Here is a 15,257-nt window from a genome sequence, read left to right as displayed (position 1 = left end):
CCGCTCAAGACTAGGGAGACGTCATCCTGAGGCCGGCCACAGTGCAAGCTGAATCTGCACAGGTATTTGCAGGCCGAAGGATCTATAGCCGGTGCCGCACGTTCGCTGAGGAAATGCACAGCCGATCCTCGAAATCGGTATAACGTCCCAGCACGTCAGTCGGGATGAAGCACGGGAGATTCGTCCGCGGATCGGGGATGATCGTCTCCGCATCCGGCTGGATACGCGAGCAGCAAACGAGGAGAGCGCGGACGGGAATCATCATCCCCCTCCGCGCTCTTTGCATCTCCTGAATCCCCAACCCCACCGCGTGATCAACCCTCGGCGTGAATCCGAGGCTGACGTGCGGCCCCGGCTATGGATCCTTCGGCCTGCAACCAGTTGTGCGGACACCGGTTACGGCGTGGCCGGCCTCAGGATGACGTCGGGTGGGATCGGCGCCAACGATCGATCCGTCAGCGTAGCCGGTGCCTGCGGCTGCTCGGGAACGCCGGTTACGGCGTGGCCGGCCTCGGGGTGACGTCCGGCTGGGATTGGCGCCAATCCGATCCATCAGTGTGAGCCCGCCGCCGGCGCTTGCTCGGGGTAGAGCGACACCTGCACGTAGCGGCTGGTGTCCAGGAAGCGGCGGGCGGCGTCGCGCAGGTCGTCGCTGGTGAAGCCCTGCGACAGCGGCGCGGCGGTGATCTGGCGCGGGTCCCAGCCGTACTCGTCGTACGCCATCAGCGCGCCCACCCAGTACCCGTTGTCGCGCAGGCTGACCTCGCGCTCGCGACGCTGCGCCTCGCGCACCTTCTGCAGGTCTTCGGCGCGCACGCCGCCCGCCTTCACCGAATCGATCTCCGCGAACACCACGCGCACCAGCTCGTCCAGCCGCTCCGGCGCGGCGCCGAAATCCACCGAGAAGCGGTACTGCGGCACGGGGTCGCGCTCGGCGCCGCCGCTCACGCTCACCCCGTAGGTGCCGCTCATCTCCTCGCGCAGCCGCTCGCGCAGGCGGATCTCCAGCACGTCGCCCAGCGTGCGCAGCAGCGACACCGTGCGCCGGTCGAACTGCACCGGCCCGCTGAAGACGAGCGCCGTGCGCGACTTGGGCTCCACCCCGCGCCGCACCTGGGCGCGCACCACGCCGCCCGGCGCGCGCACGCCCACGTCGCGGAAGCTCTCCCTGCGCCCGGACGACGGGAGGCCGCCCAGGTACTGCTCCACCAGCGGCCGCACCGAGTCGGGGCTGAACGCGCCCACCAGGTAGAAGGTGAAGTCGCCCGCGTCGGCGAAGCGCTCGCGGTAGATGGCCAGCGAGCGGTCCAGGCTCAGCGAGTCGAACGTGGCCGCGGTGAAGGGCCGCTCGCGCGGGTGGTGGCTGCTGAGAAGGGCGTTCAGCGTGTCGGAGAACACGCCCTCGGGGTTGGCGCCGCGGTCGCGCATGGCCACCCGCCCGCGCTGCAGGTACGCCTGCCACGCCGTGGAGTCGCGCCGCGGCTGGGTGATGTAGAGGTAGACGAGCTGGAACAGGGTCTCGGCGTCGCGCGGCGAGGCGAAGCCGCTCACCGTCTCGCCCAGGTCGCCCACCTGCGTGCCCACGCTCACCGCCTTTCCCGCCAGCCGCTTCTGCAGGTCGGTCACCGAGAGCTGCCCCACGCCGCCGACCGCCACCGCCGCGCCCGCCGTCTGCGCGTAGCGGTAGAGCGAGTCGGGCACGAGCGACGTTCCGCCCGGGCTGCGGCCGGCCAGCACGATCTCGTCGCGCTTGTAGTCGGTGGGCTTCAGCACCACGCGGATGCCGTTGGACAGCCGCCACTCGGTGACCCCCACCTCGGGGATGGTGCGCGTCTCCACGATCCGGCCCGGCGCGGGCTTGCGGTCCAGCAGCGGCGCGCTGGAGACGGTGTCGGCGTAGGCGGCGAGCGGCGCGCGGGCGGCCGAGTCGACCACGGCGGCCAGCTCGCGCTCGGTGGGCACGCGCGTGGTGTCGGGGGCGACCACCAGGATCGTGCGGTCCGTGCTCCCCAGCGCCGTGCGGGCGACGGAGTCGACCTCCGCCAGGCGGATCCCGGGGAGGAGATCGCGGTTCAGCGCGTACTCGGCCGAGGTGGAGAGGAGCGGGCCGCCGTAGAGGTAATGGCCCACGTAGCGCCCGGCGAAGTCGCCCGACGTCTCCCTGGTCCGCTCGGCGTAGATCTGCTCCCACTGCCGCAGCAGCTCGGCGCGCGTGCGCTCCAGTTCCGGCGCGGTGAAGCCGAAGCGGGCCGCGCGGCCGGACTCGGTGAGCAGCGCCGCCAGCCCGCGCGCCTCGCCGGCGTCGGGCACCTGCGCGCTCAGGAAGTACGCGTCCAGCCGCCGCAGCAGCGAGCCGCGGTAGGTGCTCACGTTCAGGAAGGGCGCGTCGGGGCGCTGGGTGATGTCGGTCAGGCGCTGGTCCAGCATCGACCCGTACAGGCTCTCCACGATCCCCTCGCGGTACGCGCCCACCGTGCGGCGGATGCGCGACGGCACGGTGCGCACGAGGTCGACGGTCGATCCGGTCGCCTCGCGGTCGGTGACCACGGAGAAGCGCGTGTCGGGGTGCCCGGGAACGCCGAACTCCTGCCGCGGCTTCGCGTCGGTGCGCGCCGGGATGCGGCCGAAGCGCTGGCGGATCATCGCCTCCACCTGCCTGGGATCGAAGTCGCCGACGGCGACCACGGCCATCAGGTCGGGGCGATACCAGTCGTGGTAGAAGCGGCGGATCTGCTCGACCGGCGCGTTGCGGACGATCTCGGGATCGCCGATGGGAAGGCGCTCGGCGTAGCGGCTTCCGGCGAAGAGCACGGGGAACTGCCTGTCGCGGATGCGCGCGCCGGCGCCGCGGCCCAGCCGCCACTCCTCGATCACCACTCCGCGCTCCTTGCGCACCTCGGCGGTATCGAACGAGATCGCCGTCGCCCAGTCCTCCAGGATGTCGAGCCCGCGGTCCAGCACGCCGGCGGTGTCGGTGGGCAGCGTGAGCATGTACACGGTCTCGTCGAAGCCGGTGTACGCGTTCACGTCGGGCCCGAAGCGCATCCCCACGCCCTCGAGGAAGTTCACGATCTGCTGCCCGGCGAAGCGGCGCGTGCCGTTGAACGCCATGTGCTCGACCACGTGCGCCAGCCCGCGCTGCTCGGGATCCTCGAGGATCGATCCGGCGTTCACCACCAGGCGCAGCTCGGCGCGCTTCGGCGGCTCGGCGTTGCGGCGCACGTAGTACGTCAGCCCGTTCGGCAGCCGCCCCACGACCACGCTGGTGTCGTTCGGCAGCACCGAGTCCGCCGCCGCGCGCGGGCCGGCGGGGCGCGCCGTTGCCGGCGGACGCGCCGTCGTCGTTTGCGCGGACGCGCTCGCGGAGATGCCCGCCGGCGCGCCCGCGACGAGGGTCGCGGCGGCGGCGGCCGCGAAGGAGAATGAGATTCGGTTGATGGCTCGCACTGCTCTCATCGACTCAAAAGATATCGTCGCGTCCGGCCTTCGCCGGGCGAATGAATTCGCGGCAACAACAGCACAAAGTCCGCCTTCGCGGACTCGGGCCTCACCTTTTGCGCGGGAGGGATGTATCGCCGCATCCTCACCGCTTCCGCCAATGAATTGGCGGGCAACAACGGCACAAAGTCCCTGCGGGACTGCTGCCTCGCCATCCTAGCGCGCGGCGGAGGGATGCGCCGGAAGCAGCGCACTCACGCACTTCCGCGTTTCCGCACTATTTCGCGAGGTTGATGTTCGCGTACTCGTCCTCCCCTGTCACGTCGCGGACCAGCTCGCGGCGGAGCCACTTGGGGAGCGGCGGCTCGATGTCTTCGGCGGGGAGCTCGACCTCGCAGAGAACCAGGCGGCGGTCGCGGAAGCGGTCCACCTCCCAGGTGAATCCTCCCTCCTTCACCTTGTAGCGCCGCTTGCGGACCCGCTTTCCCTTCGTGAGCGGCCACATCTTCCGGAACACGCGCTCGGTGGTCTCCTCTTCCACCTCGGTGCGGCTGATTCCCTTTCCCAGCTTCACCGTGCGGTAGAAGCGGGTCTGCCCGTCCTGCCGCACGCGGCGCAGGCGCTCGGCCAGCCGGTCGCCGGGAAGGTAGCCCTGCTCCATGTCCTGCACGGTATAGTCGAGCGCGCGGATGGCCGGCATGCGCTTCAGCAGGTACTTGCGCTCGATCTCCACGTCGGGCGCGCCGCGCGACATGGCCGCGTAGGCCATCTCCCGCACCGCCGTGAAGAACCCCGCCGCGCGCCCGCCCAGCCACTCCGGCTCGACTTCCGCGAACCGCTCCGCCCGCTCGCGCTCCAGCATCTCCCGCAGCGCCGCGAGGCCGGCATCATCCCCATCGCCCCCATCCCCATGCTTCTTCCTGGAGATGCGGGCGAGGAGGATGTCGGCGTCGTGCATCTCGCCGAGCAGGTCCTGCAGGCGCTTCAGCTGCTTCACCAGCTCCGGCGCGCCCTCCAGCTCGGCGGCGAACGGCTCGGTCAGGTAGCGCAGGCGCTTGGCGGCGATGCGCGCGCGGTGCGCCTCGTCCTGGTCGGCGAGGGTGCGGACGGCGGCCAGGCGGCGCTCCAGGTCGGCGGCCAGGTCCAGCGCCACGCGGCCGAAGACGGCGGCCAGGCGCGCCCCGCCCGGCGGCGCGTCGATGTCGACCTCCACGCGGTAGAAGCGCAGCCGCCGCGCCAGCCGCCAGCGCTCGCGCGGGAACTCCTTCACCACGCGGCGCACGGCGTCGGCGCCCTTGGCCTGCTCGCGGCGCAGGTCGTCGCCCACGGCCTCGACGGCCGCGCGCTCGCCGTGGGGGAAGGACTCGACGCGGCCGGCGACCCAGGCGGCGTGCACCTCGGCGTCGCGCGCGTCGCCCGTGGCGCCGGCCAGGTCGCCCAGGCGGCGGCGGTCCTTGCGGTCCAGGCTGCCGCCCAGGTGGTCGGCGTAGGCGCGCGCGGTGCTGCGCAGGCGGCGGACGGCCACGCGGAAGTCGTGCAGCGCGCGGTCGTCGTCGCCGCGCTCCAGCCGGGCGTGCGCGGCCTCGGCATCGTCCAGATAGCCCAGCGCCAGCCGCCGCGCGCCGCGCTCGGCCGAGAGATCGAGCAGCCCGGCGGGCGCCTTCACCGCGCCTTGCGCAGCATGCGCAGCTCCTTGGGCTGCATCGCCCAGCGCAGCGTGGCGCCGCCGGCCGCGGGCGGGTCGTCGAACTCCAGCAGGCAGGCGGCGCCCTTCTTCATCTCCACGAAGCTCTCGTGGCGCCCGGTCAGCAGCCAGCCGACGAGGAAGCCCAGATGCGGATCGTGGCCGACCACGGCGATCACCGTCCCCGGGTCGTGCGAGCGCAGCCAGGGAAGGAGGTCGTCGGGCGCGTGCTCGGGCGAGAGCTCGTCGACGATGGTCAGGTCCATCCCCCCGAAGGCGTCGGCCACCACCTCGGCGGTCTGCACGGCGCGCACGAGCGGGCTGGTGGCGATCAGGTCCAGGTCGGGGACGATCCTGGCCAGCCCCGCGGCGGCGCGCCGCATCTTCACGCGGCCTTCCTTGGTCAGCGGGCGCTCCGAGTCCGGCCGCCCGGTGAAGGCGAACTCCTCGCGGTCACCCGCGAGCCCATGGCGTATGACGAGCAGCTGCATGCGCTTCCCCTCTCCCGTTCCGGCGGATCGATCCTGAGCTGTCCATGCCATCCACGTAGCAAAAGCCGTTCTGCGTGTTCGTGGCGGAGATGTAGACCCCCGCTCTACCGGCGTGTTCCGGCGCGGGGGAAGGGCGGCTGAAGCCGCGGCAACAACCACGGAAAGCCTCGCAAACCGCGCGAGGCTTCAACAGCGGGGAGATGCGACGCCAAACAACAGCGCGGGAAGCAGCCACACAGCCACTCCCCGCGCGCAGTTCCGTACTTCCGTACTTCCGTTCAGTCCGAATCATCCGCGGCCTCGACGCCGACCTCGGCAGAGCCGTCGGGCTGGTAGGAGACGGAGACGTTCCACGGGCGGCAGCAGACCTCGCAGTCCTCCACGTAGTCCTGGTGCGTGCCGCTGCCGGGGTCCAGCGCGATCTCCACCGCCTGGCCGCAGTACGGGCAGGCCACGGTGGCGGAGGTGTCGGCGGTGCCGTCGCCCACGGGAAAGGCGTTCTCGAGCGCTTCGTCGCCGCCCATGAAGGCGTCGGGGTGCAGGCCGTAGCCCATGGGTCACTCCTCGCCGGTCAGGCGCGCCAGGATGTGCATCAGCCGCTCGCGGTCGCCGTCGTCCAGCCGCCCCAGCACCTCGCGCTCCGCCTCCACCCGCGCCGACGAGGCGCAGAGAAAGCGTTCGCGCCCACGCTCGGTGATGCGCGCCACCACGCAGCGGCGGTCGCTCTGGCGCGAAACGCGGCGCACGAAGCCGTCGGCCTCCAGCCGGTCCACCAGCTGGGTGACGTTGGACTTCACGCAGCACAGCCGCTCGGCCAGCTGCCCCAGCGGCAGCCCGTCGGGCGCGGCGGCCAGGTGTTCGAGGGCGCGCAGCTTGGCCAGCGAAAGGCTCCACGGCTCCAGCCGCTCCTCCAGCCGGTCGGCCACGGCGGACCCGGCGCGCAGCAGCATCGGCAGCAGCCCCGCCGCCGTCGTCTTCCCACAATCGTTCATGCTTGAACGATGTTGTTTCGGCCGCGCGGAAGCAACCCCGGGAACGGAAGTGCGGAAGTGCGGAAGTGCGGAAGTGCGGAAGTGCGTGAGTGCGTTTACCCCCCGCGCATCCCTCCGCCACTCGCGCGGATGGCGAGGCTGCAGTCCCGCAGGGACTTGGTGCTGTTGTTGCCCGCCAATTCATTGGCGGGAAGGCATGCGCGGATGCCCGTTGGTTCGCCCCAAACGAAACCGGCGGCCGGGGAGAGCATCCCCGGCCGCCGGTCCGTCATCGTCCCGCCGTCCGTCCATTCTACCGCCGGTCCGTCATCGTCCCGCCATCCGTCATCGTCCCGCCGGTGCGGTCACGCGTGCGGCTTGCAGGTCGCGGCGCTGATCGTGTAGTTCACCGTGGTGTTCGTCCCCGCGGCCACCGTGGCCGTGGGCACCGAGGGCGCCGCCGTCACCGTCAGCGAATCGCCGTTGGTGAAGCTGTACGTGGGCACGTAGCTCATGGTGTACGTGGCCGGTGCCGCCGCGATCGAGTAGGTGCCGCCCGCCGCCACCGTGGCCGACAGCGAGTCGGCGGGCGAGATGGCCAGCGGCGTCAGGTTGGCCGCCGTCACCGCGCTGCCGCCGCAGGTGGGCAGCGCCAGCCCCGCCGCGGGGGCCACGGTGCCGCTGATGGTGCCGCTGAAGCCCACGCTCGTGGCCGTCAGCACCGGGTGCATCACCCACTTGCCGCTGGCGCCCGCCTGGTGCCCGAAGCTCTGGCTCACGTCGAAGTCCACCGACAGGATGGCCGACGAGTCCGCCAGCGTGACCCCGCCGCCGGGGAGCTTCACCTTCAGCCCGCTCTGGCACCCGCTCGGCACCTGCAGCGTGCCCGTGGCCGTGGTGCCGCCGGGGAGCTGCGCGCCGCTGGTGGCGAACACCTCGCCCGTCTTCGTCACCACGTAGGCCTCGCAGACCACGAAGCGCAGCTGCGAGTAGGTGCCCGCCGGAACCTGCGCGTTGTTCACCAGCGTGGCGAAGTTGCTGCCGGTGAGCTGCGTCAGGTTCAGCCAGCCGGTCTGCGTGGTGAGCAGGTCCACGCGGCCGGAGACGCTGTCGGCCGGCGAGCTGCCCTGCAGGTACACGCGGTCCACCTTCACCCACGCCTCCTTCAGGTCGCCCGGCGCGTCGTGCAGCCGGATCGACAGGCGCGGAGCGCCGCCGCCCCCGGTCGAGTCGCCGCACGCGCCGGCGAACAGCGCCGCGGCCAGCGGGAGAAGGATCGTGCTGCGCTTGAACATCTCGGTTCCTCCGAACAGGGTGTGTCGCCGGGCTCCCGCACCGGCCTTCGTCCGCCGCCGGGGGGCACGGGCGACACGATCTCCGCCGCCGCTCCCCCGTTGTCGCGTTTGTGACACCCTGACGCACAATCCCCCGCCTGCGTCACATCGCGCGGCGGGGGATGATCTGCTACAACGTATGCACCAGCTTCGGAGCTCGGCGGAGCCTCTCCGGCTCATATCGAATCCGGAAATTCAGTTCGTGGATCCTCGCCGCATCAACCCGACGTCATCCTGAGGCCGGCCACACCGTAACCAGCTTCCAGACAAAAGGTTGCAGGCCGAAGGATCTATCGGCGGCCCAGCACGTGATTTGGCTAGATGCACTGATTCTTCCGCCGGATTGGGGATCATACCGTTTTAAGAATCGAATGTGCGTAATCCCCAACGCACGTGTGACGAGTGGCTATGGATCCTTCGGCCTGCCGTCTCAGGTGTGTGGGCCGGTTCGCCGTAGCCGGCCTCAGGATGACGTCTTGGGGCGCATCTTCAAATGCCCAGTCAATCTCAAGATCTGGTTGATCAGAGCGAGGCGGGCGGGCGGTAGATCCACCCCTCCAGCGCCAGCAGCTCGGGGGGAACGCGGCCCAGGCGGTGAGGCTGCTCCAGGTCGGCGCGGCAGAGGAAGGCCACCAGGCAGGCGATGCAGGCGTCGCGCGCGTCCTCGAGGGTGCAGGCGCACGCCTCCATGGACGGATGCGCGAAGGTGAGGAACGGCTTCAGCGCCGCCGGCCGGGCGCGCACCTCGCCGGGGCGCGAGGGCACGCGCCCGCCGCGGATCCCCAGCTCCTTCGCCGCGCCGGAGGGGTAGACCTCGATGACCGTCGTCGCCGCGCCGCCGCGCTCCGCCTGGGGGCGGATGGAGACCTCGGCCTCGTCGCGCAGCTCGTGCAGGAAGCGGATTCCCTCCAGCGTCTGCTTGTAGAGGCGCATGTCGAAGGGCGACAGCGCGCCGCCGGTGTCGGTGCGGCGCAGCGACTTCTGCAGGTCGGGGAAGCCCTTCCACACCTCCTCGGGCGGGCGGTCGGCCACCCACGCCGCCACCGCGGCCCACGCCGGCTTCCGCTCGCCGCAGATGCGCTCCGCCGCGGCGGCGGGAATGCCGAAGGGGAAGTCGGCGCCCCACAGGATCGCATCCTCGTCCCCCGCCTCCACGTGCCGCCGCCACCCGCCGGCCACGTGCGCGCGCAGGTCCTCGCGGAAGGGAAGCGGGCAGAGCGACACGATCTCCAGCTTCCCCTCGCGCTCGCGCCCCACGGCGGCCCACAGGTTGGAGAGCGGCTCCTTCGCGCCGGAGAAGTCGATCCCGCCGAAGTACGCGAACTCGGGCATGCGGCCGCTGGTCAGGGAGATGGGGATGGATCGCGATGGACGCGGGAAGATCCCCGTCCTCGCCTCGCCGCACAAGATCTACGGAAAAAAGATGGATCACGCAGAGGGAAAACGGAGGAAACGGAGGGAGACCGGCGCATTCCCCGATCCCCCTCCGTTTCCTCCGTGTCACCGCTCCGACATTCTCCAGCAACCGCTGCATTCGCTGCTAAGTGACGCTCTAGCTGCACCTTACGCCACCCAGCCGAATCCGGCATCCGGCCGGGGTGGGATAGATCTGGGATAGGTTCATGCGGCGTGCTTCTGTTTGCGGTCGCCTTCGGCAAGGAAGGCGCGCATGCTGCGGCATGCCTTGGTAGATGCGTTCGCGCGTGGCGCTGTCGGCGTGTCCGGAGATGCGGTTGAGCACCTGTGCGTCCTGCGCGAACTCGGGCGCAAGGTCCGTTGCCTGCCTGCGGAGCCCGTACAGGGCGCGGCCCTGCTTGTGTGGAATCCCGCAATCGCCTCCAGATCCTTGAACAGCCCCCGGAGGGTCCAATCCTGACAGGCACCCCGCCGCCGCGCGGCTGAGGGGCACGGAGCCGCATTGCAGCTTGCCGCCGGGGAAGAGGAAGTAGTCCGGGATCTCGCCGCGCTGGTACGCGGCTTCGGCCTCGGACAGGTAGCCGGTGGACAGCACCTCGTCCACCAGCGCGCGAAGCTCGGGGTGCAGGTCCACAGTCTCGCCGTGCTTCTTCCCGTTGCCGTGAACGATGAAGCGGCCGAGTCCGAAGCCCCCGACCGCCTCCAAGACCAGATCCGACCGCTTGGCCCGCACCGCCTGCCTGGCGCGGAGTTCGGCCGCAAGCTCGATGAGGAGCCGAAGCCTTGGGTCGCCCTGGGGGAGCGCGGCGAAGATCGCGCCAGCGCGATACCACGTGAATACCACAGGTCCGCGAGCGGAGCTAGGCCAAGGGTTCGAGATAGCCTCCCTGCGAGATTGGCCGGTGCTGGGTCGAAGGGGTCGCATGCCGCCGCCGCTTCAGCGAAGAGCCTGCACGCGACCCAATCCTCGTCACGGCTGCGGGGTGGAACGCGTTGTGTGTGCCGAGGCAGGTGGGTGGATCACCCCGGTCGCGAGGTGCCGATGAACAAGGCTGGGCTGGCTTGCGTGCTGGCGCTGGCGCTGGTGGGCGGCGCCTGCGCGTCGGCGCCGGTTCGCGACGGCGAGGGCAGGACGGCGACCCCACCGCTGTTCGTGGTGGACGGCCGCATCGTGGTGGACGGCGACGGCACCAGAATCGACCCCGACAGCATCCTGGACGTCAAGGTGCTGGGGGGCGAGCAGGCCATGTGGGCGTATGGCGCACGGGGTGAGCACGGTGCGGTGCTGATCGCCACGCGGCCGGCCGCGGCCGACGCCGGGGGCGCCGGCTGCTGGCTCGCGAACGGGTGCAACGACGTTGCGCTCCCGCCGCCGCGGCCGGCTGCCGGATACATTATTCGTGACCAGCCCAGCATCCAGCAGGGGGAGCCACCCTTGTTCGTGATCAACGACCGGGGCTGCAAAGCGGGAGCATGTGGCGCGGTGAGCCTTGGCGACATCACGGGGGTATGGGTGGTTACCGGCCCAGCGGCTTCGGCGCTCTACGGCACCGCCGGCGTCAACGGCGTCGTGATCATCACCACACGCCACCCTCGAGCACGGAGATGATGCCCGCGCACCTCGCTGCCGCCTTCGCTCTCTGCCTCTGAGGGTAGGTTCACCAGGTGCATGAAAATCCCGTTTATTTCGAAGTCCTATCCGATCCGACGACCTCCGGCACGCGGGCGATAGAGCTTCGGTCCTCAGCGCGGTAACCATCGCCGCCGAGAGCGATGGCGATGCCCATGAGGATCAGCACGAGCACGAGGATTCGGCGGAAGCCGAGCAGATAGGCACCGATGAGCAGAAATGGAGGCAAGCGTACGAAAGGGGCGGGCTCCGCGTAGCACGGTGCCCGCCCCTTTCGTGGGATAGGTTGCGGGATAGGTTTACCGCGAAAACGCGGCATTTCGGCGCGGGGAATCCGGTAGGCCCTTCCGGAACATCAAGGATTTACAAGGGTTTTCGGCACCCGCGCCGATTCCTTCTGTGACTCCGTGTGATGCCCTTCTGTTTACCCGGTCAGGGATTCGCGAAGTCCGCGGTCGGGAGGAAGCGCGGCGGCTTGCGGTGCTTCGTCCCCTGCTCGAAGGCGAAGGCGAGCTTGATGAGCGTCGGCTCGCTCCACGCACGGCCGATGAACGAGACGCCGACCGGCAGCCCGAACGCGTAGCCCGCGGGAACGGTGATGTTGGGGTATCCGGCCACCGCCGCCGGGGTGGAGCTTCCGCCCACGCCGTGGTCGCCCAGCAGGAGGTCGATCGCCCACGGCAGGCTTCCCGTGGGCGCCACGATGGCGTCCAGGCGGTGCTGCGCCATCACCGCGTCGATCCCCTCGCGGCCGGCCAGGCGCACGCACTTGGCCCGCGCGGTCACGTAGGCGCGGTCGGTGAGCGGCCCCTTCTCCTGCGCCATGAGCATGATCTCCTGCCCGAAGTACGGCATCTCCCGCGCGCGGTCCCGCTCGTTGTAGTCGATCACGTCCTTCAGCGTCCGCACCTTCGCCGTGGGCCCGCGGCTGGCGAAGTACTGCGCCAGGTCGGCCTTGAAGTCGTAGAGCAGGACGTTGAACTCGTCCTCGTCGTACTCGCCCAGGTGCGGGACGTCCGCCGGATCGACGATGACGGCGCCCAGCTTCCGCATCTCCTCGATCGCGGCGTTCACCACGCGGTCGGCGTGCGGGTCCGCGCCGAAGAAGCGCTTGCGCGCCACCCCGATGCGCGCGCCGCGCAGCCCGTTCGGGTCCAGGAAGCGCGTGTAATCCGGCTGCACGTGCCCGCGGCTGGCGGCGGTGGCCGCATCGCGCGGGTCCACGCCGGCGAGGACGGAGAGCAGCGCGGCGGCGTCGGCCACGGTGCGCGCCATCGGCCCCGCCGTGTCCTGGCTGTGCGAGAGGGGGACGACGCCCGCGCGGCTGACGAGCCCCAGCGTGGGCTTGATCCCCACCACCGAGCTGGACGACGACGGGCAGACGATGGAGCCGTCCGTCTCCGTCCCCACCGCGACGGCGGCGAAGTTGGCGGCCACGGCGGCGCCGCTCCCGCTGCTGGAGCCGCAGGGGGTGCGGTCCAGCGCGTACGGGTTCAGGCACTGGCCGCCGCGCCCGCTCCAGCCGCTGGACGCGTGCGTAGAGCGGAAGTTGGCCCACTCGCTGAGGTTGGCCTTGCCCAGGATGATGGCCCCCGCCGCGCGCAGCCGCTCGGCCAGGAACGCGTCGCGCGGGGCGGGCGCGCCCTCCAGTGCGTACGACCCGGCGGTGGTCTGCATCCGGTCGGCCGTGTCGACGTTGTCCTTCACCAGCACGGGAATGCCGTGCAGCGGCCCGCGCACGCGCCCCGCCTTCCGCTCGGCGTCCAGCGAATCGGCGATCCGCAGCGCGTCGGGGTTGGTCTCGATCACCGAGCGCAGCGCGGGCCCCTGCCGGTCCATCGCCTCGATGCGGCCCAGGTACGCCTCCGTGATGGAGCGCGCGGTGTAGCGGCCGCCGCGCATCCAGTCCTGCAGCTGCTGGACGGTGGCCTCTTCCAGCTCGAACGGCGGCGGGGTGAACGCCCGCGGCGCCGGCTGCGCGGCCGCCGGCGTGGCGGAAAGGCCGGGAACCTGCCCGGCAGCGCCCGCAACGGCGGCCAGAGCGCCGACCTGCAGGAAGCCGCGGCGGCTCAGCCCACGGTTCTCGGGCGTGGCGGACGGATCGTTCGAATCGTGATCGCGCTCGGACATCTGCGGCGGCGGGATTGGGTTTCCAATGGGGAACGGATGATCGTACTCCGCCCCCGATCCCCCGGCAAGCGGCGGAAGATGCCGCGTTCTCCAATATCTCCAGTCCGATCAGCAGCCGTTCCCCACTCTCCCCTCCCCCGCGGAGGGGCCGGGGGGAGGGGGCCAGCCAGGCGGGCAGGATGCATCCCTACGCCACCAACGCCTCTCCTCACGCTCAGGTCTCCCCTCCCCCAGGCAGTTTGGGGGGAGGGGCGGGGGAGAGGGCCGCGGCGCCGGGAGACGCACCAAACCCCATCACCCTCGATGACCTGTTTTCCTCCACCATCGCGAAGTATCCATCCAGCCGGTCCTGCAGTTTCCCCATCCCCAACCCCAAGCGAATCCGCCGCTTATCGCCCCTGCCTTTTTTCTGGCGCAATCCTTCCAGCCCGCATAGACTTCGCGGCGAAAATGCTCGCACCCACCAGCACCGGCGGCAGATGCGGATTCTTTACGTCTCACACTCGTTCCCGCTGCGGGGCGACCCGGTCAGCAACGTGGGCGGGATGCAGCGCGTGGCCACCGGCCTGCACGCCGCCCTGGCGGCGCGGGGCGACCTGCGCCTGTCGTCGCTCGTGCTGGAGACCAGCTGGAAGGCCACGCCGTACCGCATGCCCGGCTTCATGGCCGGCCTGCTGCGCGCCATCCCGCGCGTGGTGGAGGAGGAGAACGTCGACGTCGTGCTCTTCTCGTCGATGGTCACCGCCTCGCTGGCCGTGGCGCTGCGCAAGCGGCTGCGGGGAACGGTGCTGGCCGCCATCCCCGTGGGGCGCGACGTGACGCTGCCCACGCCCGGCTACCCGTGGTTCGTGCGCCGCGTCTTCCGCGCGCTGGACATGGTGTTTCCCATCAGCCGCGCCACGGCCGACGAGTGCCTGGCCCGCGGCGCCGACCCGGCGTCCGTGCACGTGGTCCCCTGCGGCGTGGACGTGGGCGCGTTCGAGGCGCCGCGCGACCGGGCCGCCGCGCGCCGCGAGCTGCTGCGCGCCATCGGCGAGTCGCCCGCCACCGTGCCGGACGATGCGCTGCTGCTGGTGAGCGTCGGCCGGCACCAGGAACGCAAGGGGTTCCAGTGGTTCGCGGACGAGGTGATGCCGCGCCTTCCCGCCGACGTCTTCTACCTCGTCACGGGCGAAGGGCCGATGACGCCGCGCATCCGGGCCGCCATCGGCCGGCACGGGCTGCAGGGGCGCGCGCGGCTGCTGGGAAAGGTGCCCGAGGCCATGCTGCGGACGCTGTACCGCGGCGGCGACCTGTTCGTGATGCCCAACATCCACGTTCCCGGAGACATCGAGGGGTTCGGGGTGGTGATGCTGGAGGCGGGGATGTGCGGGATGCCGGTGCTGGCGGCCGACCTGGAGGGGATCAGCGACGTGGTGCGCGAGGGCGAGAACGGGCACTTGGTGCCCAGCCGCGACGCGGCGGCCTTCGCGCAGGCGGTGATGGGCTACCGCGCCGACCGCGCGCGCCTGTCCGCGGCCAGCCGCGCCGCGGCGCGGTGGACGGCGCGCACGTATTCGTGGGACGGGATCGCGGACCAGTTCGTGGAGATCTTCCGGGAGCGGCTGGGCCGTCCGGCCCCCGCCCCCGCGGCGCGCGCGGCCGGCGCGCGCTGACGCACCTCCATCGGAGGAAGACGCGCATGAACGACCTGATCCCCCTGGTCACGATCCTGGGATCGTTCCTGATCGTGCTGATCCCGGTGGCGGGGCTGACCGCGCGCTTCGCGCTGAAGCCGCTGATCGAGTCCGTCACCCGCGCCCTGCAGGCCCGCCAGGGCGGCGACGCCGCGGCCGCCGAGCGGCGCCTGGCGCGGGTGGAGGAGGAGCTGGCCGCCCTCCGCGCCGAGATCCGCAAGCTCGGCGACGGCCGCGACTTCGACCGCAGCCTGGCCGCCTCCGGCGCCGACGCCGCCGCCGGCGAGGGGTGAGATCACGGGGGGGGGAACGGCCTTCTTGCGCTGATGCTGGACACCGAGCGGACCAGCCTCGCGCAGTTTGCGAGGCTTCCCGTAGTTGTTGCTGCGACTTCAACGCTTGGTGGGATTTAAACTGTACAGAAAGGTGCCTGTGGCAGTAGAGTTCGATGACAACCCCTATCCCCGCCAGGACAGGAGCGAACTCA

At 71.0% G+C, this 15,257-nt stretch carries 12 protein-coding genes; 3 read left to right on the top strand and 9 right to left on the bottom strand.

Going from position 1 to position 15,257, the window contains the following annotated elements:
• Nucleotides 1-552: 552 nt before the first annotated feature.
• The 8 genes from VLK66_RS17260 to VLK66_RS17225 all read right to left on the bottom strand — a co-directional run bounded on the left by VLK66_RS17260 (nucleotide 553) and on the right by VLK66_RS17225 (nucleotide 10,178).
• A complete protein-coding gene (locus tag VLK66_RS17260) occupies nucleotides 553-3,456 on the bottom strand; it encodes an insulinase family protein (protein WP_325310699.1) in 2,904 nt (967 codons plus the stop codon).
• A 259-nt stretch (nucleotides 3,457-3,715) separates the two neighbouring features.
• Nucleotides 3,716-5,104: a CHAD domain-containing protein gene (locus VLK66_RS17255; RefSeq protein ID WP_325310698.1), complete on the bottom strand. Its 1,389-nt coding sequence runs from the start codon at nucleotides 5,102-5,104 to the stop codon at nucleotides 3,716-3,718.
• Nucleotides 5,101-5,613, bottom strand: coding sequence for a phosphohistidine phosphatase SixA (gene sixA, locus VLK66_RS17250; protein ID WP_325310697.1), 513 nt, complete (start codon nucleotides 5,611-5,613; stop codon nucleotides 5,101-5,103). Before sixA ends, VLK66_RS17255 begins: the two co-directional genes overlap by 4 nt.
• Before the next feature lie 278 nt (nucleotides 5,614-5,891).
• Nucleotides 5,892-6,167: a CPXCG motif-containing cysteine-rich protein gene (locus VLK66_RS17245; RefSeq protein WP_325310696.1), complete on the bottom strand. Its 276-nt coding sequence runs from the start codon at nucleotides 6,165-6,167 to the stop codon at nucleotides 5,892-5,894.
• Nucleotides 6,168-6,170: 3 nt separating this feature from the next.
• Nucleotides 6,171-6,605 (bottom strand): MarR family winged helix-turn-helix transcriptional regulator, encoded by a 435-nt coding sequence (locus tag VLK66_RS17240; protein ID WP_325310695.1) that lies wholly within the window; start codon nucleotides 6,603-6,605, stop codon nucleotides 6,171-6,173.
• A gap of 344 nt (nucleotides 6,606-6,949) precedes the next feature.
• Entirely contained in the window at nucleotides 6,950-7,879 is a 930-nt protein-coding gene (locus VLK66_RS17235) for a DUF4382 domain-containing protein (protein WP_325310694.1), read from the bottom strand.
• Nucleotides 7,880-8,440: 561 nt separating this feature from the next.
• Complete coding sequence (locus tag VLK66_RS17230) at nucleotides 8,441-9,250, bottom strand: DUF429 domain-containing protein (RefSeq protein WP_325310693.1); 810 nt, start codon at nucleotides 9,248-9,250, stop codon at nucleotides 8,441-8,443.
• A 220-nt stretch (nucleotides 9,251-9,470) separates the two neighbouring features.
• Nucleotides 9,471-10,178 carry a hypothetical protein gene (locus tag VLK66_RS17225; protein ID WP_325310692.1) on the bottom strand — a complete coding sequence of 236 codons (708 nt, stop codon included), beginning with the start codon at nucleotides 10,176-10,178 and terminating at the stop codon, nucleotides 9,471-9,473.
• A 198-nt stretch (nucleotides 10,179-10,376) separates the two neighbouring features.
• Between VLK66_RS17225 and VLK66_RS17220 the strand changes: the two genes are divergently transcribed.
• Nucleotides 10,377-10,943, top strand: coding sequence for a hypothetical protein (locus VLK66_RS17220; protein WP_325310691.1), 567 nt, complete (start codon nucleotides 10,377-10,379; stop codon nucleotides 10,941-10,943).
• Nucleotides 10,944-11,396: 453 nt separating this feature from the next.
• Here VLK66_RS17220 and VLK66_RS17215 read toward each other — a convergent pair whose 3' ends face one another.
• On the bottom strand, nucleotides 11,397-13,094 hold the full coding sequence (locus VLK66_RS17215; RefSeq protein WP_325310690.1) for an amidase: 1,698 nt from the start codon (nucleotides 13,092-13,094) through the stop codon (nucleotides 11,397-11,399).
• A gap of 479 nt (nucleotides 13,095-13,573) precedes the next feature.
• On the opposite strand from VLK66_RS17215, the gene VLK66_RS17210 reads away from it, so the two are divergent.
• Together VLK66_RS17210 and VLK66_RS17205 are read left to right on the top strand one after the other, a co-directional pair.
• On the top strand, nucleotides 13,574-14,749 hold the full coding sequence (locus VLK66_RS17210) for a glycosyltransferase family 4 protein (protein ID WP_325310689.1): 1,176 nt from the start codon (nucleotides 13,574-13,576) through the stop codon (nucleotides 14,747-14,749).
• A 26-nt stretch (nucleotides 14,750-14,775) separates the two neighbouring features.
• Nucleotides 14,776-15,063: a hypothetical protein gene (locus tag VLK66_RS17205; RefSeq protein WP_325310688.1), complete on the top strand. Its 288-nt coding sequence runs from the start codon at nucleotides 14,776-14,778 to the stop codon at nucleotides 15,061-15,063.
• The last annotated feature ends 194 nt before the right edge of the window (nucleotides 15,064-15,257 follow it).

This window comes from Longimicrobium sp., assembly GCF_035474595.1.
Classification (GTDB): Bacteria; Gemmatimonadota; Gemmatimonadetes; order Longimicrobiales; family Longimicrobiaceae; genus Longimicrobium.
This window is presented reverse-complemented; position numbering and strand designations above follow the sequence as displayed.